Genomic DNA, 24,128 nt, shown 5'->3' on the forward strand with positions numbered 1-24,128 from the left:
CGAGGTTTCGGCGGGCGGTTAGGCGGCCTCACCCGGTGATCGTGGCGACGAGCTTCTTCTTGTCGACCTTGCCCACCGCCGTGGTGGGCAAGGTCGGCATCGGGACTAGAACGTCGGGCCTGGCGTGGGCGGATGCGCCACGTTGGTCCAGGAATTCGTTGAGCTGAACCAGGCTGACCGGTGCGCCCTTGAAAACCACTGCAGCGCATATCTTCTCGCCGAGATACTCGTCGGGCAACGCCACCGCGGCAGCCGCGTACACCGCGGGGTGGGCCAGCAGGTGGTCTTCGAGGTCCGTGGCTGACACCGTCTCACCGCCGCGGTGGATGACGTCCTTGATGCGCCCGGTCACCTCCACGTAGCCGGCCCGTGGCCCGTCGGTGAAGATCCGGACCCGGTCGCCGGTGCGGAAGAACCCGTCGGGACTGAACGAGCGTGCGTTGGCCTCCTCGGCGCGGTAGTAGCCGTTGAACGTGTACGGGCCGCGGACCAGCAGCTCACCTTCGCGGCCGGACGCGACCTCGTGGCCGTCCTCGTCGACCACCCGCATCTCGTCGTGCGGAGACATCGGCCGGCCCTGGGTGTTCTCCACCACGTCTACCGGGTCACCGGGCCGGGTGAAATTCAGCATCCCTTCGGCCATTCCGAAGATCTGCTGCAGGCCGGGGCTCAGACCCTCGCGGACGAACCGGGCCTCCTCCGGGGACATGCGCGATCCACCCACCTGGACCACGCGCAGCGAGGTCGGCAGTACCGGTTCCCAGTCGCAGGCCTGGGCCCACAGCTTGGCCAGGGCGTTGACCAGACCGGTCACCGTGACACGGTGGGTGTTGATCAGGGCGAAGGCCGATTCGGGGCTCGGGTCGTCGGTGTAGACGGTGGTTGCCCCGACCGTCATCGAGCCGAGCAGGCCTGGGCAGGCCAACGGGAAGTTGTGGCCGGCCGGTAGTGCCGCCAGATAGACATCGTCGTGCACCATCTCGCAGGCCTGGGCACAGGCCGTGGCGTTGTAGAGGTAGTCCTCATGGGTGCGGGGGATGAGTTTGGGCAGTCCGGTGGTGCCGCCGGAGACCAGCAGCACTGCGGGCGACGTGGTGTCGACGGTGACGTTCGGTGGCCCCGGCTCGGCGAAATCCTTGAGGGCAGACCATGATTCGAAGGCGCCCGGGTCACCGTCGACCAGCACATGGTGCACCCGCGGGTGTGTGGCCACCAGTTGTGCGGCCAGGTCACGGTAGTCGAAACCGGCGGCGACGTCGGGGATCACCAACCCGACAGCCCCGCTCACCTCGGCGAAATGCCCGAGCTCGGCCGAACGGTGACCGGGTAGGCAGAACACCGGAACCGCCCCGGCGCGAAGCAAACCGAAAGCGGCGACGGCGAATTCGCGGGTGTTGGGCAGTTGCACCAGGATCCGGTCGCCGGGCGCGATGCCACGGGCGGAAAGCGCCGCGCCGATGCGGTCGGCCAGGGCGTCGAGCTCGCGGAAGGTGGCGCTCCCGGTGACGTCCACCACGGCCGCCTTGTCCGGCCAACGGGCGGCGGCATCGCGCAAGATGCTGTCCAGGGTTTTGCCCTGCCAGTACCCGGCCTGGCGGTACACCTCGGCGCGGTCGGAGGGGAACGGCGTGAATCCGTTTGCCAGTTCGTCCTGTTCACGGTCAAAACCGGTGGTCATCGGTGTTGTGACTCCCGTCGGGTGGGTCTGTTGACAGATCGAATATAGGGTAACCTCCACAAAGTTAGGACAGCCTGCACTAAGAGTTCGGTGCGAATGATTCGGAGGCGTGGTGAGTGTGGTTGCGACAAGTTCCCAAACGGTTCGTGACGAGGTCGCCGCGCTCCTGGGGGTAAGCCCTGAGGAGGTCGACCCTGACGCCGACCTGATCGCCTCCGGGCTCGACTCGATCCGCATGATGTCGCTGTCGGGCCGGTGGCGCAAGCAGGGCATCAATGTCGGATTTGCCGCTCTGGCAGCAAATCCCACCATCTCCGCGTGGATCGATCTGGTCGCCGAACACGTCCCGAACGCGGAAGCCGAAGACACGGTCACCGACACCGCCGGTGGCGGTGTCGGTGATGAGCCGTTCCCGCTGGCACCCATCCAGCATGCGTTCTGGGTGGGGCGCAACAACGACCAGCAACTCGGCGGCGTCGGCGCCCACCTCTACGTCGAATTCGACGGCGTCGGCGTCGATCCGCAGCGGCTGAGCGCCGCGGCGGAGAAGCTGGCCGCGCGTCATCCGATGTTGCGGGTCGAGATCCTGCCCGACGGCACGCAGCGGATCGGTGACCGCCCGCTGCCGGTCACTATCTATGACCTGCGCGACCTGGATCCGGCTGCCGCAGAAGAACAGTTGGAGCTCACCAGGGAGTCCAAATCCCACCAGATGCTGCACGACGAGGTGCTACAGCTGAGCCTGTCGCTGCTGCCCGGCGGACGCACCCGCCTCCATGTCGATATGGACATGCAGTGCGCGGATGCGGTGAGTTACCGCAATTTCATGGCCGACCTGGCCGCGCTCTACCGCGGTGCCGACCTGCCCGAGTTGGGCTACACCTACCGCGAGTACCGGGCTCGGCTGACCGCCACGGCGCTCCCACCGTCGCAACAGGACGTGCAGTGGTGGGGCGAGCGGGTGCCGGATCTGCCGGATCCGCCTGCACTGCCGCTGGTTCCGTTGTCCGATCAGCGCAACCCGCACCGCAGTATCCGGCTGTGGGAGATCCTCGACGTGCCGACGCGCGACGCACTGTTCGCCGCGGCGCATCGACGTGGCATCACCCCGGCGATGGCGGTCGGTGCGTCGTATGCGAACGCGCTGGCGCACTGGTCGACGCAGTCGCGGTTCTTGCTCAACCTGCCGATGTTCGGCCGCGAGCCCTATCACCCCGACGTGGACAAGCTTGTCGGTGACTTCACCTCGTCACTGTTGCTCGACATCGACTTGACCGGGGCCGCAACGGCCACCGAACGGGCTCGGGTGGTGCAGGAGACCCTGCACGCCACGGCCGCGCATTCGTCGGTGTCCGGGCTCGACGTGCTGCGTGACATGAGCCGCCACCGCGGCAGCCAGACGTTGGCCACCATCGTGTACACCAGTGCCCTCGGCCTGGGTGACCTGTTCGCCGGTGATGTCACCGATCAGTTCGGGGCCCCGGTGTGGACCATCTCGCAGGGTCCCCAGGTGCTCATCGATGCCCAGGCGACCCCGCTGGCCGAGGGCCTGATGATCAACTGGGACGTACGGACCGAGGCCTTCCGGCCCGGTGTTGCCGAGGCCATGTTCGCCTACCACCTCGCCGAACTGCGTCGCCTGGCCGCCGATGACGCGGCCTGGGATACCGCCGACCCGCCGGCGATCTCCGAGCAGCAACGCCAGGTGCGGGCCGAGCTCAACGGATCGGTCTCGACTCCCAGCGGCGACGTGCTGCACACCGGATTCCGCACCAACGCCGCAGCCACGCCCGACGCGCCCGCGGTGTTCTGCAGTGCTGGCAACCTCAGCTACGGCGAGCTGCAGGACAAGGTGCTGGCCGTCGCGGCTGCGCTGCAGTCCCGCGGTGTGTGCCGCGGCGAGGTGGTCGCGGTGCTGGGCCCCAAGAGCGTCGAACAGGTCATCGCGCTGCTGGCCATCTCGATGGTCGGCGCCGCGTATCTGCCGGTCGGGGTGGATCAGCCCGCGGATCGTGCCGAGCGCATCCTGCATACCGGTGGCGTGGACTTCGCGCTGATCTGCGGGGCGGGGGACGACCATCCCCACCTGCCGCACCTGACCGTGGCCGACGCCGAGATCATCGGTGACCCAATGCATTTCGTTCCCGTTGAGGTCGAGCCGTCGGACCTGGCCTACGTATTGTTCACTTCGGGTTCCACCGGCGAGCCCAAGGGCGTCGAGATCACCCACGACGCGGCGATGAACACCATCGAGTTCATCAACGATCATTTCGGCATCGGCCCGGCCGATCGCTGTCTGGCGTTGTCGCACCTGGAATGCGACCTGTCGGTGATCGACGTCTACGGGACCCTGCGCTCGGGTGGTTCGATGGTGGTCGTCGACGAGGGGGACCGCCGGGATCCGGACGTCTGGGTCAGGCTGATCGACGAGCACCAAGTCACGGTTCTGCACTTCCTGACGGGCTGGCTGGAGATGCTGGTCGCCGCCGGCGGTCCCTTGTCCTCGTTGCGCGTGGTGCCCACCGGCGGTGACTGGGTGCGTCCGGACCTGGTGCGCGCATTGCGCGCCGCGTCACCGCGGGTGCGGTTCGCCGGGCTCGGCGGGGCCACCGAGACCGCGACGCACAACACCATCTTCGAAGTCGGGTTCGACGACGACGCCCTGCCCGCGCATTGGACCGCGGTGCCGTTCGGGGTACCGCTGCCCAACAACTGCTGCCGGGTGGTCGACGCGCGGGGTGAGGACTGCCCCGACTGGGTTCCGGGCGAGCTGTGGGTCGGTGGGCGGGGTATCGCCCGCGGGTACCGCGGGCGGCCCGACCTGACTGCCGAACGCTTCGTCGAACACGACGGGCGGCGCTGGTACCGCACCGGGGACCTGGTGCGGTCCTGGCCCGACGGGACGCTGGAGTTTGTCGGCCGGGCCGATCACCGGATCAAGGTCAGCGGCTTCCGCATCGAACTCGGCGAGGTCGAGGCCGCGCTGTGCCGCGTCCCAGGCGTCGATGCGGCGGTGGCGGTGCTGGTACCCGTCGACGGTGGCCACGATCTGCTGGGAGCGGTGGTCCGGGCCGATCGGGCCGGTGCGGACGGGGGCCTGGATCAGGAGTCGGTGGTCGCGGCGATGGCCGAGCTGGTCCCCGCCCACATGATTCCTCAGGTCCTGCTGATCGCCGATCAGCTCCCATACGCCCGGGGTAAGACCGACCGCAAGGCGGCGATCCGGATGCTGGCTGCGCTCGGGGCACCCGAGACGAGGGCATACCGGGAGCCGTCGGACCCACTGGAAACGGCCCTGTGCGGGATCGTCGGGGACGTCCTGGGGCAGACCGGCGTGGGTGTCGACGACGATTTCTTCGCCCTCGGCGGGGACTCGGTGCTGGGCACCCAGCTCGTGGCCCGAATTCGCGACTGGTTGGACACCTCGACGGTGATGGTCGCCGACATCTTCGCGGCTCGCACCGTCGCGGCCATGGCCGCGCTGTTGACCGCAAGGGAAGCCGGGTCAGACCGTCTTCAGCTGGTTTCCGAGCTGTACCTGGAGGTCAGCGGCATGGACAGCGCCGAAGTTGCGTCCGAGTTGGGACGCACATCCCCAGAACCAGCGTTCGGCAACTAAGGTTAGAGTTACTTCAGTTAGGGCAGGCTTGCTTATCGTCAGGAGGTCGTTGTGGACGCAGTAAGTCGAACGACTACAGAGATCACGCACGTGGGACCGGTCGAACCGCTGCACCAGGGGTTTTTCGCTCGCGCGCAGGCCGCTCCCGGCGACGTGGCGGTGTACGGGCCGACGACGCGCCTGAGCTACGGACAACTGCGTGAGCAGGCGCTCGCGGTGTCAGGCGCCCTCGCGGTGGCCGGGGTGCGTCCCGGTGACCGGGTGGCGGTGATCGGCTCTGCCGGCTTCTGCGCCGACATCGACACGGTGATCGCGACGCTCGGAATCCTGGCCGCCGGTGGGGTATGCGTACCGGTCGACGTTCTCGAGCCGGCCGAGCGGGTGTTGGAGCGCGCCGGCGTCCGGATGGCGCTGTTCACCGGTGACGGGCCGCCGAACTGGCTGCCCGCGCTCACCGTCTCGGAAGCGTTGCGGATCGGTGCGTATGGGTGTGACGTCTCCCCGTTGAGTTCGTCCCCGGACGATGCCGCCTTCCTGACGTCCGTCGACACGGCGGTCGACGTTCCGATGACCCATGCCGCCGCCCGTGCGGCCGTCGCCGAACTCATCGGCACGCTCGGTGTCACCGGCGATGACCGCATCGGAGCCTTCTCGCCGTCCGAGGTCGCGGATCCGCTCCTGATGGTGATGGTGGCGCTGACCGCCGGGGCGGGCATCGTCGTCGCCGGAGACGTGCCGCGCCGCGATCTCGAGCCGCGGAGCAACGGCTTCGTGCGCGCGGCGCGGCGTCGGGATGCGGTGGCCGCGCTCGACACCGCTGTGCCATCGTGACCGGGCCGGATACCCAGATCACCGTCAAGCCCTGGGTGAACCGCTACCCGGGGGCCGAAAGTTCAACAGCCACACTGATATTCCCGCACGCCGGGGGAGCGGCACTGGCCTACCGCGGATTCGGGATGGCGCTGGCCGCCGCCGGGTCCGACGCCTACGTCATGCAGTACCCGCAACGCGGCGACCGGTTGACCCATCCGGCGCCGCCGACGGTCCCCGAACTCGCCAAGGACCTCTTCGACGCCGGTGACTGGGCCGGTATCGGGTCACTGCGGCTGTTCGGGCACTGCATGGGGGCAGTGGTGGCCTTCGAGTTCGCCCGCATCGCCGAACGCCGCGGTGTGGCGATCGACGCCGTGTGGGTCTCGGCCAGCGAGGCGCCGTCGGCGGTGGCGGCCGCGCCCGCACTCCCGATGGCCGAATCCGAGATTCTTGCCGAGATGGTCGATCTCGGCGGCACCGACGAGGCACTGCTCGCCGACGAGGATTTCGTCGAGTTGCTGCTGATGGCGGTGCGGGCCGACTACGCGGCGTTCAACCGCTACGCATGCGCCGAGGATGTGACCATCGCTGCGGATATCTACGCCCTGGGCGGGGACCGCGACCACCGCATCAGCGAGGACATGTTGCGACGCTGGGAAACCCACACCGCGGGCGCCTACACGTGCTCGATGTTCGACGGCGGCCATTTCTATCTCAACTCCCAGCTCGAGGACGTGGCGGAGCTGGTCAATGAGCTCTAGCGGGCAGAGACCCGTCGACATCGCCGATCCGGTGGTGATCGTGGGGATGTCGCTGGAGGCTCCCGGCGGGATCGACACGGCCGACGGCTACTGGGCGTTGTTGGCCGAACAGCGTGAGGCGTTGAGCCGGTTCCCCACCGATCGCGGCTGGCCGGTGCGCGAGCTGCTCCAGGGATCACGTCGTGACGGGTTCAAACGCATCCATGATCTCGGTGGGTTCCTTTCCAGCGCAGCGACATTCGACCCGGCATTCTTCGGCATCTCGCCGCGCGAAGCCGTCGCGATGGATCCGCAGCAACGCATCGGTCTACGCCTGGCCTGGCGTGCCCTGGAGAACAGCGGCATCAACCCCGACGATCTGGCCGGACACGACGTCGGCTGCTACGTCGGGGCATCGGGTTTGGAGTACGGCCCGCCGCTGTCGGAGTTCTCGCACCACAGCGGTCATCTCATCACCGGCACCTCCCTCGGGGTGATCTCCGGCCGTATCGCCTACACCCTGGATTTGTGCGGTCCGGCGCTGACCGTCGACACCTCCTGCTCGTCGGCGTTGACCGCATTCCACACCGCGGTCGGCGCGGTGCGGGCGGGGGACTGCGACATGGCGCTGGCCGGCGGCGTGTGCGTGATGGGCAGCCCCGGCTACTTCGTCGAATTCTCCAAGCAACACGCACTCTCCGACGACGGGCACTGCCGTCCCTACAGCGCCCATGCCAGCGGGACGGTGTGGGCCGAGGGCGCGGCGATGTTCGTGCTGCAACGCAGATCCGCAGCGCTGCGGGACGGCCGACGTATCCGGGCCGAGATCCGCGCCACCGCGGTGAACCAGGACGGACGGACCACCGGGCTCACCGCCCCCAGCGGCAGCGCTCAGCAGCGGTTGTTCGCCAAGGCGATCGAGCAGGCCGGGGTACGCCCGGAGGACGTCGGGATGATCGAGGGCCACGGCACCGGCACGAGGCTCGGAGACCGTACCGAATTGCGTTCGCTGGCACAGACTTACGGAGCCACGGCACCCGGCACGGGCGCGCTGTTGGGCTCGGTGAAATCGAACGTGGGGCACGCACAGGCCGCCGCCGGCGGGCTCGGCCTGGCCAAGGTGATCCTGGCCGCCGAGCGCGCTGCCATTCCGGCCACCCTGCACGTCGATGAGGTCAGTCGCGAGATCGACTGGGATGCTCAAGGTTTGCGGCTGGCCACCAAGCTGACCCACTGGCCCGCGGTCGACGGCCGGCGCATCGCTGCAGTCTCGGCCTTCGGTATGAGCGGGACCAATGCCCACGCGATCGTCTCGGTTCCCGACACCGCCGATGTCCCCGGGGCCGCCGCATGAGTGAAGCCCGCGAGCGAATCGCCTTTCCCGACACCCGCACTCCTGTTCTGCTCAGTGCGCACACCGAGGATCTTCTCGGCACCGACGCCGCGGCGATCCTGCGTTATCTGGACACCCGCCCGGACGTGAGCCCCGCCGACGTTGCCGCCACGACGCTGTCGACGCGACGCCTGCGCCGGCACCGGGCCGTGATCCGGGCTGCCGACCGCGACGAGCTGGCATCGGGTCTCGGGGCGCTGGCCGAGGGCGCCGAGCATCCGCTCGTGACCCGGGCGCCGGGCGGTCCGACCGCACCGGGTGCGAGTGCGCGCATCGCCTTCGTGTTCCCGGGCCAGGGCAGCCAGTGGCCCTCGATGGGGGTGCAGGCCTATGACCGGCTGCCCATCTACCGGGCCGAGGTGGACAAGTGCGCCGCCGAGTTCGAGGCCGCCGGCGCCGCCTCTCCACTGGATTATCTTCTGGCCGACCCGAATTCGGATTTGGTCACCAACGATTTCTCGCAGGTGCAGATCCAGGGCGCCCAGTTCGTCCACGGTGTGGCGCTGGCCGCGGTCTGGCGTTCCTGCGGGGTGCTACCGGATATCACGGTCGGACACAGTCTGGGTGAGATCGGGGCCGCCTACGTGGCGGGCATGATCACGCTGCCCGAGGCGGTCGCCGTGGTGATCGCCCGCGCCACCGTGCTCGATCGATTGACCGGCCCCTACCGGGTCGCGGTACTCGGCATCACGGTTGACGAGGCGTCGAAAGTGGTTGCCGAGACACCCGGTTGGCTCGAGCTCTCGGTGGTGAACTCCCGCTCGTCGGTCGCCGTGTCGGGGGAGACCGACGCGGTCGCCGCGGCGGTGGCGACCGTCGCCGGCCGCGGATCCTTTGCCAAGGAAATCGAGATGTGGTTCCCGGCGCACACCACCGCGCTGGACACCGCCCGCGACGAGCTCGAATCGATGCTGCCCACAGGGCAGTTCGACGAGTCTGCGGTGCAATTCATCGGCTCGGCCACCGCCGACGTGGTCGAGGCGGGTACCGGTTTCGCCGACTACTGGTACACCAACCTGCGCAGCACCGTGCGCTTCGACCGGGCCGTCGAGACGGCGGCGCGCCGCGGAGCCCGGATATTCGTGGAACTCTCGGCGCACCCGGCGCTGTTGTTCGCGATGGGCGACCTGCTCGACGAGGCCGAAATCACCGGTGGTCCGGCCCTGATGGTGGGATCGGGGCGGCGGGACGAGCCCATCACCGACCGCCTGAGCACCAACATCGTCACCGTGGCGATGGCCGATCCCGGCTACCGCTGGGACGACCTCCCGAATCACGGTGACCGGTCTCTGCGCGACTTCCCGTTCGCCCCGATGCGTGCCGAACACCTCTGGGCCACACCGCAACCACTGCCTGCCGTAGCCGGGCTGACGGTGGCGGTGGAGCACTGGGAGCAGTGGCCGTTGCGTACCGTGCCGGGACATCGCCGTGTCGCGGTGCTCGACCTGGCCGGTGATCAGGGGCCGGCGGCGGCGTTGAGCCGTGCGCTCGACGAAAACACCCAGACCACGGTCGTCTCGCCGGCCGAGGCCGATCTGCTGATCGTGGTGGCGCCGGTGTCCGATCACGTCGACGCGTCCCGCGCAGCGGAAGCCTTGAGCCGGCGGGTCGAGGACGGGTTGCTCGGCTACGCCGGCGCGGTGAGCACCGAAACCCGCGACGTGTGGCTGGTCACCGTCGGTGCTGAGCAGGGGAGTACTGCGGAGCAGTCGCGTCCCGAGGCTGCCGCGCTGGCCGCGATGCACCGCAGCCTCGGCTACGAACATCCGGACCAGACCTTCCGGCGCCTCGACCTGCCCGCGATGCCACTCGACCCGGCCGCCGGCGCATTGGCAGTCACCGCGATGCTGACCGACGAAGACGACATCGCGTTGCGGGACAACGGTTCCGGATACACGATGTGGCGACGGGGGATGCGCGACGACACCACCGAGGCGCGGTCGTGGGACGCCGAGTCGGGAATCTTCGACGAGGTGGTCATCACCGGCGGAGCCGGGGCGGTGGGATTGCACTACGCCCGCCACCTGGCCGCCCATGGCGCCCGGCGGATCGTGCTGCTCAGCCGCAGCGGGCTCGACGACGATCAGATAGCCGCACTGGCCGGACTCGGAGCCGAGATCGTCGCGCCGCACTGCGATCTCACCGATCCGGAACAGATCGCCGCGACGGTCGCACAGTCGGCGATCGGCCCGGCGTCGCTGGTGATCCACGCGGCCGCAGCTGCGACGATTGCCCCGGGCGGTGAGCTGACCGGGGCGAGCGTGCGGGATACGTTCGCGGCCAAGGTCAACGGACTGGCCAACCTCACCGAGGTCTGGCCGATGCGCCCCGATGCCCGTATCGTGTTGTGCTCCTCGGTGTCCGGCCTGTGGGGCGGATACGGCCACGCCGCGTACTCGGCGGCCAATCGGCTGCTGGACGCGCTCGCCGGGCAACTGCGCACCGCCGGAAGGCAGTGCACCGCAGTGCGTTGGGGACTGTGGCCGGGGGACGGCATCATCGATTCCGGTGAGGTCAGCCGGGTCGAGCGGTCCGGGCTGCGGGCCATGGCGCCGGACCTGGCGGTGGAGGCCGGGCTGCGGGATTACCCGGCCGATCCGCTGGTGTTCAGCGCCGACGCCGACCGGTTGCGCACCTTCCTCGGGAGAGCAACCGAGCCAACGGTTTCGGTGACCGTCGCGGAGGTGGCGGCAGATGACACCGCCGAGGCTGCCGATGCCACCGGTGCCATGCGGAACGCGCTGGCAGCGGTGCTCAAGCTCACCGACACCACCGGCCTCGACCTGGAGGCGTCGTTGCTGGATCTCGGTGTCGACTCGCTGTTGGCAATCGACCTACGTAAGAAGCTCAAAAAGGCCACCGGCCGATCAGTGCCGCTGGCCACCATCCTCGGTGGCGCCACCGCCACCGAACTGATCGAGCAGATGGAAAGACCTGAAAAGGAAGCATTTTCGCGTGACTGACATGGTTAGTGCCGATACCAGCGCGGACAGGATCGCCGCCCGCACCTCCGACGCGCGTCTGGAGCTGATGCGGCGGCGGCTTGCCGAGCGGGGTCTGGCCTCGGCGTCCGGATCCGGGCCCGAAGCCGACAACGGCGGTACACCGGTCGATCCCACCGTGCTCTCCGACGGGCAGCGGCGGATGTGGTTCGTGCAGGGGCTCGACCCGAGCGGGGTGCTGCTCAACATCTGCCTGTCCTACCGGCTCACCGGGGTGATCGACGCCGAGCGCCTGCACAGCGCACTGAACGCGGTCGCGGCCCGGCACCCGATCCTGCGCACCACCTACCACGCCGACGAGAACGGCGAACCGACGGCGACCGTGAACGATGACCTGACCCCGGGTTGGGCGATCCACGATCTCTCCGACAAATCCGAGCGGGCCCGCAAGCTGCGCCTCGAGGTGCTGGCGCAGCGGGAATTCGGTACGGCCTTCGATCTGGGCAGTGATTCCCCGCTGCGGATCACGCTGATCAAGACCGGGCCGTCAGAGCACGTGATGTTGCTGGTCGCCCACCACATCGCCTGGGACGACGGCTCCTGGCGGGTGTTCTTCACCGACCTCACCCGGGCCTACTCCGGAGCCGAGTTGCCCGAGACGCCGCACGTGACGGCCACCGCCGCGACCAACACCGATGACGATCTGGCGTACTGGCGCGAGGTACTGGCCGATCCGCCCGAGCCGCTGGAATTGCCCGGCCCCGCCGGCTCGGTGGTACCCACCGGCTTCCGATCCCAGCGCAGCACCGTGCGGTTGTCCGCCGACACCGTTCAGCGCGTGTCGGCGCTGGCACGCGACACCGGGTCCACGCCCTACATGGTGCTGCTGGCTGCCTTCGGTGCCCTGGTCTACCGCTACACCCACACCGGCGATTTCCTGATCGCCACGCCGGTGCTCAACCGCGATACCGACGAGACCATCGGCTATTACGGCAACACCGTCGCGATGCGGCTTCGGCCCCGGGGCGCCGAAGGTTTCCGCGATCTGGTGAGTGCCACCCGGGACACCGCAATCGGTGCCTTCGCGCATCAGCGCGTCAACCTCGATCGGGTGGTGGCCGAGCTCAACCCGGACCGGCGTCACGGCGCCGAGCGGATGACCCGGGTGAGCTTCGGATTCCGCGAATCCGACGGCGGCGGATTCGCCCCAGACGGCGTGGTGTCCGAGCGGGCGGACCTGCGCGGCAACCACACCCAGCTGCCGCTGGGTTTCATGGTCGAACTCGACGGCGACGGTGCGGTGGTCGAGGCCGAGCACCTCACCGAGGTGGTCGATGCCGACCTGGCCGCACAGATGTTGCGCCACTTCGTGGTGCTGCTGGACAGCGCCCTCGCCGAGCCCGAGCGACCGCTGTCGCGGCTGGAGTTGTTCACCGCCGAGGACGCCGAGTGGCTGCACGCGATGTCCACCGGCGAGCAATTCGACACCCCGGCGACGACACTGACCGCGCTGTTCTCCGAGCAGGCCGCGCGCACACCGGATTCCATTGCGGTGGTCTACGAGGGGCGCCACTACACCTACCGTGAAATCAACGAGTCGGCGAACCGCGTGGCGCACTGGCTGATCGAGCAGGGCATCGGCACCGAGGACCGGGTGGCGGTGCTGCTGGAAAAGTCCCCGGAGCTGGTCATCACCGCACTGGGCATCGTCAAGGCGGGCGCGGTGTACCTGCCGGTCGATCCGACCTACCCCGAAGATCGGCTCACCTACATCCTCTCCGACTCGGACCCGAAAATCGTTCTGCGCGAGCCGGTTACCGGGCTGGAAAGCTACCCGGCCACCGACCCCACCGACGCTGATCGGGTGCGGCCGCTGTACCCGGACAGCACCGCCTACCTGATCTACACGTCAGGCTCGACCGGCCTGCCCAAGGGCGTGCCGGTACCGCACCGTCCGATCGCCGAGTACTTCGTCTGGTTCGGCGGGGATTACCAGGTGACCGAGGATGAACGGTTGCTGCAGGTGGCTTCGCAGAGCTTCGACGTGTCGATCGGTGAGATCTTCGGCATGCTGTCCGCCGGTGCGCGCCTGGTGATCCCGAAGCCCGGTGGTCTGGCCGACATCGGATACCTCACCGACCTACTGCGCAATGAGGGCATCACCTCGATGCACTTCGTTCCGTCGCTGCTCGGCCTGTTCCTGTCGCTGCCGGGCGTCAACGAATGGCGCACCCTGCAGCGGGTTCCGATCGGTGGTGAGGCGCTGCCGGGCGAGATCGCCGACAAGTTCCGCGCCACCTTCGACTCGCTGCTGCACAACTTCTACGGCCCCACCGAAACCGTGCTGAACTGCACGCGATACAAGGTGGAGAGCAAGCAGGGTGCTCGGATCGTGCCGATCGGCAAGCCGAAGATCAACACCACGATCCACCTGCTCGACGACGCGTTGCAACCCGTCCCGGTCGGCGTGATCGGCGAGATCTACATCGGCGGAACCCATGTCGCACACGGGTACCACGACCGCCCGAGGTTGACCGCCGAACGGTTCGTCGCCGACCCGTTCAATCCTGGTGGACGGATGTACCGCTCGGGTGACCTGGCCCGGCGCAACGCCGACGGGGACATCGAGTTCGTCGGCCGGGCCGACGAGCAGGTCAAGATCCGCGGCTTCCGCATCGAGCTCGGTGAGGTGTCCGCGGCCATCTCGGTCGATCCGTCGGTCGGCCAGGCCGTCGTGGTCGTCAGCGATCTGCCGTCGCTGGGCAAGAGCCTGGTCGCCTACATCACGCCGGCCGCTGATGCCGAGCGGGTCGAGATCGAGCGCATCCGGGCCCGGGTCACCGCCGCACTGCCCGAGTACATGATCCCGGCCGCGTTCGTCGAGCTGCCCGAGATCCCGATCACCGCACACGGCAAGATCGACCGCCGGGCCCTGCCGGAGCCGCAGATACAGTCGGCCACCGAGTTCCGCGCCCCCGAGACCGAAACCGAGCACGAGATCGTGGCGCTGTTCGGCGAACTGCTCGAGCGCGACGGCGTCGGCGCCGACGATTCATTCTTCGATCTCGGCGGCCATTCACTGCTGGCCACCAAACTGGTTGCCGCAGTGCGGACGCGCTGCGGGGTCGAACTCGGGGTGGCCGATGTCTTCGAGCACGCCACCGTGGCGGGCCTGGCCGCCCGGGTCGACGAGCTGCGCGCCTCGGGAGTCGCCGGGGGCTGGCCTGCGATCGTTCCCACGGCCCACGAGGGTCCGGCACAGATGTCGGCCGCCCAGCACCGGCAGTGGTTCCAGTTCCGCATCGACGGCCCCAACCCGGTCAACAACGTGCCCTTCGCGGCACGGCTGACGGGGCCCTGCGACGTCGAGGCGCTGGCGGCCGCAGTCAGCGATGTGGTGGCCCGGCACGAGATCCTGCGTACCACCTACCGCGAAATCGACGGTGTGCCTTACCAAATCGTCCACCCGGCCGCCCCGGTGGCCGTGCGTCGTGCCGACGGTGAGGGCGAGGAATGGGTGCAGCGCGAACTCGAGGCCGAACGACGGCACTGCTTCGACCTGGAACACGAGTGGCCGGTGCGGGCGGCGATGCTGTCCACCCGCGAGTCGCATGTGCTCTCGTTGATCGTGCACCACATCGCTGCCGACCATTGGTCGGGCACGGTGCTGTTCACCGATCTGCTGACCGCCTACCACGCCCGCCGGGCCGGCCACGCCCCGGAGTGGGCGCCATTGCCGGTGCAGTACGCCGACTTCGCCTCGTGGCAGGCCGAGCTGTTCGCGAGTGCCGACGAGACCATCGAGGACCAACGGGCGTACTGGAGCGAACAACTGGCCGGTCTGTCCGGCGACAGCGACGCCGAAAACGGGCTGCAGCCCGACTTCCCGAGGCCGCCGGTCCCCACCGGCGAAGGCGCGGCGTTCGACTTCACCATCGACGGCGTAACCCGCGCCAAACTCATCGAACTGACCCGCGAGCTCGGGGTCACCGAGTTCATGTTGCTGCAGGCCGCTGTGGCGCTCGCCCTGCACAAAGCCGGACAGGGCACCGACATCGCGCTGGGCACCCCGGTCGCCGGGCGCACCGCACCGGAACTCGACGCGTTGATCGGGTTCTTCATCAACATCGTGGTGTTGCGCAACGATCTGTCCGGCAACCCGACGCTACGCGAGGTGCTGCGCCGGTCCAGGGATATGGCACTGTCGGCCTATCAGCATCAGGACCTGCCGTTCGACCGGGTGGTCGATGCGGTCAGCCCGGTGCGGTCCCTGGCGCGCAACCCGTTGTTCGGCGTGGTGGTGCACGTGCGTGAGGACGTGCCGGCCGACCAGCTCATCGACTCCAGCGCAGAAGGTGAAACCCGGTTCACCGCACTGGTTCCCACCTTCGAGGTGGCGCACGCCGACCTATCGCTGAACTTCTTCGCCGAAACCGGATCCGACTCCGGGTACAAGGGCACCGTCATCTACCGCACCGAGCTCTACGAACCTGCCACCGCGCAGCGGTTTGTCGGTTGGTTGCAGCGCATCGTCGCGGCGTTCGCCACAGACGCCGATCAGTCGCTGCGCGACATCGCGATCATCGACGCAGCCGAACGTGAACTGCTGCTGCAGGATTGGAGCCGCAAGGCGGTGCCACCGGCCGGTCTGCCGCAGACCCGCGATGCCGACCGCGTCTACGTGCTCGACGAGTGGTGCGGTCCGGTGGCCATCGGCGTCACCGGGGAGGTCTGTTACGCCGGCGGTGCCGTCGACGAGGCTGCCCGCACAGCCGACGGGATCGCCGCGGAACGATTCGTGCCCAATCCGTTCGGGGACGGGGTGCTCTACCGCACCGGTGACCGGGCCCGCTGGACGGCCGACGGTCGGCTCGAGCCGGTCACTGCGGGGGAGCCGCGCCTGCAGGCCGCGCTGGAAGCCCTTGACGGGGTGGCGGCCGCCACGACCCGCTACTGGGAGACCCGGGGCGCCGCGACGCTGGCCGGCTACCTCGTGCTGGAGCCGACGGTGGCCGACGCCGAGAGTGTCCTCGAGGGTGCGCGCGCCGCACTGCCCGAGGCGTTCGCCGGCGCCGTGCTCACTGTCGTCGCCGACCTGCACACCGCGTCGCTGACCCGTCCGCGGCCCACCGCATCGGGACCGGCGGAGCCGCCGGCCACTGCGACCGAGCAGACCCTGGCACACATGTTGGTGGATCTGCTCGGGGTCACCGACGTGGGCCGGTATGACGACTTCTTCACCCTCGGCGGCGATAGCATCCTGGCGGTCCAACTCGCGGCACGGGCTCGCGACGCCGGTGTCGCGATGACGGCGCGGATGGTGTTCGAACACCCCGTGCTGGCCGAGCTCGCGGCCGCAATCGACGCGGCCGGTGATGATGCAGCGGCGGCGGACGTGCACCATGCCCCGATGTCCGCATCCGGCCTGTCCCCGGACGAACTGGCCGCGCTGACCGCGGGATGGGGCCAGGACCAAGGGATCTCGACATGACCACGACCGGAGCACCGCCGGGCGTCGAGGACGTCCTGGCGCTGAGCCCGCTGCAACAGGGGCTGTACTCGTTGGCCGGGCTGACCGAAGGTGATGACGGTGCCGACCCGTATGTCATCGCGATGGCCGCCGACGTCGAGGGTGCAGTGGACGTCGAGTTGTTGCGGTCCTGTGCCGAGGCGATGCTGGTGCGCCATCCGAACCTGCGAGCCAGCTTCTTCCAGGGCAATCTGAGCCGTCCGGTGGCCGTGGTGCCCTCGGTTGTGGACCTGCCGTGGCACCACGTCCAGGCCGACGACGAGCAGGCGCTGCGGCTGGAAGCCGAGGAACGCGCCCGGCGTTTCGACCTGGGCCGTGGACCGTTGATCCGGTTCCTGCTGATCGAAAAGCCGGATCTGCGTTGGCGTCTGGTGATCGTGGCTCATCACATCGCGATCGACGGATGGTCGTTGCCGGTCTTCGTCGGTGAGTTGCTCGCGCTCTACGGGGCCCAAGGTGACGTGGCGGCACTGCCTGTCGCGGTGCGTCCATATCGCGACTACATCGGCTGGCTGGCCGGCCGTGACCAGCAGGCCAGCCGGGCCCGCTGGCAGGCGCATCTGTCCGGCCTGACCGCACCCACGTTGCTCTCGCCGGTGCTGTCCGGCCGGGAAACGCAACCGGGCCTGCCGGCCCGCACCGAGGTGACCCTCGACGAGCAGCAGTCCAACGCGATCTTCGAGACGGCCCGGAGCCAGGGCGTCACCGTCAACACGCTGTTCCAGATGGCCTGGGCGGCAATCCTTTCGGTTTTCACCGAGCGCACCGACGTGGTGTACGGGGTCACGGTGTCGGGACGCCCCGACGAGCTGGCCGGGGTGGAGTCGATGGTCGGCCTGTTCATCAACACCGTGCCATTGCGGGTCCGGCTCGACCCGGCCACCTCCGTCGCGAGCCAGTGCCTGGCCCTGCAACGCGAGGCCGCCGAGTTGCGTGACCACAGTTACCTCAGCCACACCGAGCTGCGTTCGCTCGGCGGTATCGGCGAGCTCTACGACACGCTGCTGGTGTACGAGAACTTCCCCCCCGGCGGGCTGGTCGGCAGTGACGAGTTCGAGCTCGGCGGGGCGGTGCTGCGGCCCTCGGCCCTGGAGAGCCTGTCGCATTTCCCGGTCACCATCGCCGCGCATCCCACCCATGGCCGGCTCACGGTGTTGGTCGAAAACCTCGACGGGGCACTGGGAATGCTCGACCCGCGCGGTCTGGGCCTGCGGGTGCTGACGGTTGTGCGGCGACTGTTGGACAACTGGCACCGCCCGCTGCGCGAGGTCTCGTTGTTGCTCGATGACGAGCCGCAACCGGTCGGGCCACCCACGCCGGCCCGGTCGGACGGTGGTTTTCACACTGCGTTCAGTCGGGTCGCGGCAACCCGGCTCGGTTCGGTGGCATTGAGCTGGGAGACCGGGGAACTCAGCTACCGCGAACTCGATGATGCCTCGGATCAGCTGGCCGCAGAGCTGAGCCACCGTGGTGTCACGGACGAGACCCCGGTGCCGATCCGGTTGCGTCGCGGGCCCGACTATGTGGTGGCGATGCTCGCGGTGCTCAAGTCCGGCGGGCTGATCGTTCCGCTGGATCCGGCCATGCCCGAGGAGCGGGTGGCCGAGATCGTCCGTCAGATCAGTGCGGACCAGTCGTCGCCGGTGCTCATCGATGACGCGCTGTTGGCCGCCGTCAACGCCGACTCGGACTCCGAGTCCGAGACCGACTACCGGCCTGCACCGGTGCATCCCGGCCAAGGCGCCTACATCGTGTTCACCTCCGGTACGACCGGAAAGCCCAAGGGCGTCATCGGAACCCATCAGGCACTGCTGGCCTACGCCGCCGACCACGCCCGTCAGGTACTACAGCCGGCGGCCAAACGGCTCGGCCGGTCGCTGCGGGTGGCGCACGCCTGGTCGTTCACGTTCGATGCGGCGTGGCAACCGTTGGCGGCCCTGCTCGACGGGCACACCGTGCACATCATCGGGGATGCGGTGCAGCGCGATGCCGAGGCCCTGGTGGACACCATCGGACGTTTCGCGATCGACATGATCGACACCACGCCGTCGATGTTCGCCTCGCTGCGGGCAGCCGGACTGCTCACCCGGGTGCCGCTGGCCGTGCTGGCCCTGGGCGGTGAGGCCATCGACACCGCCACCTGGCAGGGGATTCAGGACGAGTGCGAGCGCACCTGGATGTCGGCACACAACTGCTACGGCCCGACCGAGACCACGGTCGAAGCGCTGGTGGCGGCGATCGCCGAGTACGGCCAGCCGTGTATCGGGCGCCCCACGGACTCCACCTCGGCCTACGTGCTCGACGGATGGCTGCGCCCGGTTCCCGACGGTGTGTACGGCGAATTGTATTTGGCCGGAGGCCAATTGACTCGCGGCTACCTGGGCCGGGCGGGGGAGACCGCGCGGCGGTTCGTCGCCGACCCGTTCACGCCGGGAGCGCGCATGTACCGCACCGGTGACGTGGTCCGCCGCAATCCAGAATCGGGCGCCATCGAATTTCTGGGCCGCAGCGACGATCAGGTCAAGATCCGTGGTTTCCGGGTGGAACCCGGGGAAGTGGCCGCCACACTGCACACCCATCCCGGGGTGCGGCACACCCACGTCGCCGTGCGGCAGCATCGCAGCGGCCCGCGACTCATCGCCTACGTGGTGTCGGATACGCCGGTGCCCGAATTGCGCCGGCTGCTCAGCGCCACGCTGCCAAGGCATCTGGTACCGCATCACATCGTCATGGTGGACGAGATCCCGCTGACCACCAACGGGAAGGTCGACGACGCGGCCCTGGCGGCAATCAGCGTCGGCGGCGCGACAGAGGGTGCCGAGCGCCCGGCCACCGAAACCGAACGGGTGCTCGCCGAGGTGCTGGCCGAGATGCTGGGCACGTCGCAGGAATCCGACCTGGACGTCACCGCGGACTTCCTCGACCTGGGGTTGGACAGCATCGTGGCGCTGTCGGTGGTCCAGGCGGTGCGCCGGCGTGGCCTGCCATTGCGGGCCCGGCTGATGCTGGACTGTGCTTCCGTGCGCGAACTCGCGGCCGCGATGGATGCCGATGCGGCCGTCGTCGACCGCGCCGATACCGCCGCGTCCGGAACCGGCCCGATTCCGTTGCTGCCCAACGGCCGCTGGCTCTACCAGTACGGCGACCCGCGGCGGATCGCGCAGACCGAGGTGTTCCGGCTGCCCGCCGGCATCACCCGGACGCACCTGGAAGCGTTGCTACAGAACGTGATCGACGGACATGAGGTCCTGCGCTCGCGGTTGGACCGTGACACTCTGACGCTCGTCGCACACAGCCCCGGCGAGGTGTTGTCCGAGGCGAGCGGCTCCGGTGATCTCGACGCCGCGGTGGCCGAGCAGGCCGAGCTCTCCGTGCAACGCATGAACCCCGAGGCCGGGACGATGCTCGAAGCGGTCTGGCTGCACCACCCGGAAACCGACGGTGGTCTGCTGATCCTGACCGCGCACGTGCTGGCCCTCGATCCGGCGTCGTGGCGGATCGTGGTCGGTGAGCTGGAGAACGCCTGGCATGCACTGGCGGCCGGACGGTCTCCGGTCCCGGTGCGTGAACACACCTCGCTGCGGCAGTGGTCCCAACTGCTGACGGCCCGCGCGGCCGAACTCGATACGTGCGACTTCTGGGAGCGCCAGTTCGACGGGGCCGATCCGGACATCGGTGCCCGACGGGTCGACCCGACCGTCGACCGGATGGCCGATGTGACGATCACGATGGCCGTCGCCGATCCCGACGTGACCGGCCGGTTGTTGACCGGTGACGTGCCGGTCACCGAGGTGCTGGCCGCGGCAACCGCTCGCGCCGTGACAGATTGGCGTCGGCACTGCGGCCGGCCGACCCCGGCGCCGCTGTTGGCGCTGGAGACGCACGGCCGGGTGAATGCGGTGGTCTCCGAGCGCGATGAGGTGGATACCGGTGACACCGCCGGGTTGCTCAGCATGATCTACCCATTGCGTCTGACTGCCGACGACGCCCGCGGGGTGGCCGCCCAGGTGGCCGCCATCCCCGGCGACCCCGTCGATTACGGACTGTTGCGGTACCTGCGCGAGGACACCGCCGAGCGGCTCGGCGCCCATCGTGATCCACAGGTGCTGCTCAACTATCTGGGCCGTATCGAACTCGACGCCGCCGACCACGCCCTGGTGCAGGACCGGTCCCTGCAACGCGGGGTGACGCCGGTGCCGGAACCGAATGTCGCTGTGCGCCATGAACTCACGATCATGGCAGCGGTGATCGATCGCGACGGTTCGGCGGTGCTGGGCACCCAGTGGCGGACCCTGCCCGACATTCTGTCCGCCGACGACGTCGCCACCATGCAGGCGATGTGGCTGGACGCATTGCGAGAGGTGTTGCAAGAGGTGAGTTCATGAGTGCCCCGTCGGCCCCGAGGCTGGCCGTCATCGGTGCCGGACCCAAGGCGATCGCGGTGGCCGCCAAGGCTGCCGAATTACGGGCGATGGGGGTGCCCGCGCCGGAGGTCGTCGTCGTCGAACGGGCCGGGGTGGCCGCCAACTGGCAGGCCGTCGGCGGCTGGACCGACGGTAACCACCGGCTCGGTACCGGCCCCGAGAAGGACGTCGGTTTCCCGTACCGGTCGTCGCTGGTGCCGCGGCGCAACGCCGAACTCGACGAGCGGATGACCCGGCACAGCTGGCAGGCCTACCTGATCGCCACCGGCGGATTCGCCGAATGGGTGGACCGCGGCCGGCCCGCACCCACCCACCGGCGCTGGAGCCAGTACCTGCGCTGGGTGGCCGAAGACATCGGGATGCGCGTCGTTTCCGGTGAAGTGGAACGTATTTCGGTCGGTGGTGACGCCCAGCGCTGGGTGCTGCACACCGCCGAGGACACCGTCGACGCCGACGGGTTGATGATCACCGGGCCGGGTCAGGCTGAACGCTCGGTGTTGCCCGGCAACCCGCGGGTCATGTCGATCGCCCAGTTCTGGCATCAGGCCGGCAAGCACGAGCTGATCACCGCCGAGCGGGTGGCGGTGATCGGTGGGGGTGAGACCGCCGCCTCGATGCTCAACGAGCTGTTCCGCCACCGGGTTTCGACGATCACGGTGATCTCCCCGACGGTCACCCTGTTCACCCGCGGCGAGGGATTCTTCGAGAACACGTTGTTCTCCGATCCGACCGGATGGACCGGGCTGACGCTGGCCGAGCGCCGGGATGCCCTGGCGCGCACCGATCGTGGCGTGTTCTCGGCGCGGGTGCAGGACGCCTTGCTGGCCGATGACCGAATCCGTCACCTGCGCGGCCGCGTTGCCCATGCAGTGGCTCGTGACGAGCGGATCCGGTTGACGCTGTCGACCAACACCGGTGGTGAAGCGGTCGAGACCGTGCACGGCTTCGACCTGGTGATCGACGGGTCCGGCGCCGACGCCTTGTGGTTCGCCCCGCTGTTCAGCCAGGACGCCCTGGACCTGCTCGAGTTGGGGCTCGGCGGACCGCTGACCGGTGACACGCTGCAAGAGCACATCGGCCACGACCTGGCCCTGACCGACGTCTACCCCAAGTTGTTCCTGCCCGGGCTGGCCGGGCTGACCCAGGGGCCGGGCTTCCCGAACCTCAGTTGCCTCGGCCTGTTGTCCGACCGGGTACTGGGGGCGAACCTGGCCCACCCCTCGACGAGGAGTCTTGATGAGTTCCAATCCGTTCGATGACGAGGACGGCACGTTCTACGTGCTGGTCAACGACGAGGACCAGCACAGCCTGTGGCCGGCGTTCGCCGATGTGCCGGCCGGGTGGCGGGTGGTGTTCCGGGAGGCCAGCCGCACGGAGTGCCTCAGCTACGTCGAAGAGCATTGGGCCGACTTGCGCCCGCGCAGCCTGCGCGAGGCGATGAGCAACTGACGACCTCGCCCGACCCGGCGGTCAGGCCGGGTTGGGCGCCAGCGCGTCCATGTCGAACAACCGGGCGTGCAGGATGGTCCGGTTACGCAAGGCCGCGCGCACCGCGCGGTGCAGGCCGTCCTCTAGGTAGATGTCACCGCGCCACTTCACGGCGTGCGGGAACAGATCGCCGTAGAACGTGGAGTCCTCCGACAGCAGCCGATCCAGCGCGAGCACCGTGGTGGTGGTGACCAGTTCGTCGAGACGCAGCTGGCGCGGCGGGATGCGGGACCAATCCCGGTGGGACAACCCGTGCTCGGGGTACGGTTTGCCTTCTTGGACGCCTTTGAAGATCATCGCCGGCCCACCTCGGTCGCAGCGTCGCGCGGTGTCGACATCGGCATGGTTGCCCAGGCTAATACGCTCGATCGGTCAACCTGCTGCTGGTCAGTAAAATGAACCGGGCAACATGGACATGTCGCGGCTGCGAAGGGTAGGTGAACTGGTGGGGAGTGCCGACGAACGTCGTTTGGAGGTGCTGCGGGCCATCGTCGCCGACTTTGTGGCCACCAAGGAGCCGATCGGCTCCAAGACCCTGGTGGAGCGGCACAACCTCGGCGTATCGAGCGCCACGGTCCGCAATGACATGGCGGTGCTGGAAGCCGAGGGCTACATCACCCAGCCGCACACCAGTTCCGGGCGAGTGCCCACCGAGAAGGGTTACCGCGAGTTCGTCGACCGGATCGACAACGTCAAGCCGTTGTCGTCGTCGGAGCGTCGCGCGATCTTGTCGTTTCTGGAGTCGGGGGTCGATCTGGACGACGTGCTGCGGCGCGCCGTGCGGTTGCTGGCCCAGCTGACCCGGCAGGTCGCCATCGTGCAGTACCCCACGCTGTCCACCTCGACGGTGCGACACCTGGAAGTGGTGGCGTTGACCCCGGCCCGCCTGCTGCTCGTGGTCATCACCGACTCGGGCCGAGTGGACCAGCGCATCGTGGAACTCGGCGACTCGATCGACGAGCACCAACTGTCCAAGCTGCGCGAGATGCTGGGGCAAGCGCTGGAAGGCAAACCGATCAGCGCCGCGTCGATCGCCGTGAGCGATCTGGCCAGCCACCTCACCGGACGCGACGCGCTGGCCGATGCGGTGGGCCGCGCGGCGACGGTCCTGGTCGAGACGCTCGTCGAGCACACCGAGGAACGGCTGCTGCTCGGCGGCACTGCCAACCTGACCCGCAACACCGCCGATTTCGGCGGATCGCTGCGTTCGGTGTTGGAGGCGCTCGAGGAGCAGGTGGTGGTACTGCGACTGCTGGCAGCCCAGCAGGAAGCGGGCAAGGTGACCGTGCGTATCGGTCATGAGACCGAGGCCGAACAGATGCTGGGGACATCGGTGGTCAGCACGGCGTACGGCAGTTCGGGCAAGGTATACGGCGGTATGGGTGTGGTGGGTCCCACCCGAATGGACTATCCGGGAACTATCGCCAACGTCGCGGCGGTTGCTCTCTACATCGGCGAAGTCTTAGGTACCCGGTAAGACAGCCGGTCATCCGGCACGGAA

At 68.6% G+C, this 24,128-nt stretch carries 12 protein-coding genes; 10 read left to right on the forward strand and 2 right to left on the reverse strand.

The genetic code is table 11. From position 1 onward, the window contains the following. Positions 1-28: 28 nt before the first annotated feature. Positions 29-1,678 (reverse strand): (2,3-dihydroxybenzoyl)adenylate synthase, encoded by a 1,650-nt coding sequence (locus tag A5699_RS21855; protein ID WP_067773775.1) that lies wholly within the window; start codon positions 1,676-1,678, stop codon positions 29-31. A gap of 112 nt (positions 1,679-1,790) precedes the next feature. Between A5699_RS21855 and A5699_RS21860 the strand changes: the two genes are divergently transcribed. The 9 genes from A5699_RS21860 (at position 1,791) to A5699_RS21900 (ending at position 22,588) form a co-directional block, all read left to right on the forward strand. After that, entirely contained in the window at positions 1,791-5,297 is a 3,507-nt protein-coding gene (locus A5699_RS21860; RefSeq protein ID WP_067773899.1) for a non-ribosomal peptide synthetase, read from the forward strand. A 90-nt stretch (positions 5,298-5,387) separates the two neighbouring features. Beyond that, on the forward strand, positions 5,388-6,128 hold the full coding sequence (locus A5699_RS21865; RefSeq protein ID WP_067773778.1) for an AMP-binding protein: 741 nt from the start codon (positions 5,388-5,390) through the stop codon (positions 6,126-6,128). Continuing rightward, a complete protein-coding gene (locus tag A5699_RS21870; protein ID WP_067773781.1) occupies positions 6,125-6,871 on the forward strand; it encodes a thioesterase II family protein in 747 nt (248 codons plus the stop codon). The genes A5699_RS21865 and A5699_RS21870 overlap by 4 nt, the downstream gene beginning before the upstream one ends. Next, a complete protein-coding gene (locus A5699_RS21875; protein WP_067773784.1) occupies positions 6,861-8,204 on the forward strand; it encodes a polyketide synthase in 1,344 nt (447 codons plus the stop codon). The genes A5699_RS21870 and A5699_RS21875 overlap by 11 nt, the downstream gene beginning before the upstream one ends. Continuing rightward, a complete protein-coding gene (gene mbtD, locus A5699_RS21880; protein WP_067773787.1) occupies positions 8,201-11,206 on the forward strand; it encodes a mycobactin polyketide synthase MbtD in 3,006 nt (1,001 codons plus the stop codon). Before A5699_RS21875 ends, mbtD begins: the two co-directional genes overlap by 4 nt. A 1-nt stretch (position 11,207) precedes the next feature. Continuing rightward, a complete protein-coding gene (locus A5699_RS21885; RefSeq protein WP_157561396.1) occupies positions 11,208-16,676 on the forward strand; it encodes a non-ribosomal peptide synthetase in 5,469 nt (1,822 codons plus the stop codon). After that, positions 16,673-21,100, forward strand: coding sequence for a non-ribosomal peptide synthetase (locus tag A5699_RS21890; RefSeq protein WP_067773793.1), 4,428 nt, complete (start codon positions 16,673-16,675; stop codon positions 21,098-21,100). The genes A5699_RS21885 and A5699_RS21890 overlap by 4 nt, the downstream gene beginning before the upstream one ends. After that, the gene (mbtG, locus tag A5699_RS21895; RefSeq protein ID WP_067773796.1) at positions 21,097-22,398 is read left to right on the forward strand and encodes an NADPH-dependent L-lysine N(6)-monooxygenase MbtG; all 1,302 of its coding nucleotides are present in this window, start codon (positions 21,097-21,099) and stop codon (positions 22,396-22,398) included. The genes A5699_RS21890 and mbtG overlap by 4 nt, the downstream gene beginning before the upstream one ends. Further along, positions 22,376-22,588, forward strand: coding sequence for an MbtH family protein (locus A5699_RS21900; RefSeq protein WP_067773799.1), 213 nt, complete (start codon positions 22,376-22,378; stop codon positions 22,586-22,588). Before mbtG ends, A5699_RS21900 begins: the two co-directional genes overlap by 23 nt. Positions 22,589-22,609: 21 nt before the next feature. Here the strand turns inward: A5699_RS21900 and A5699_RS21905 are convergent, their stop codons facing one another. Then, the gene (locus A5699_RS21905; protein ID WP_066898240.1) at positions 22,610-22,924 is read right to left on the reverse strand and encodes a type II toxin-antitoxin system VapB family antitoxin; all 315 of its coding nucleotides are present in this window, start codon (positions 22,922-22,924) and stop codon (positions 22,610-22,612) included. 148 nt (positions 22,925-23,072) lie between these two features. Between A5699_RS21905 and hrcA the strand changes: the two genes are divergently transcribed. Continuing rightward, positions 23,073-24,104: a heat-inducible transcriptional repressor HrcA gene (gene hrcA, locus A5699_RS21910; RefSeq protein ID WP_067773902.1), complete on the forward strand. Its 1,032-nt coding sequence runs from the start codon at positions 23,073-23,075 to the stop codon at positions 24,102-24,104. Positions 24,105-24,128: the final 24 nt, after the last annotated feature.

The sequence above is a fragment of the Mycobacterium sp. E802 genome (assembly GCF_001666875.1).
Taxonomy (GTDB): domain Bacteria; phylum Actinomycetota; class Actinomycetes; order Mycobacteriales; family Mycobacteriaceae; genus Mycobacterium.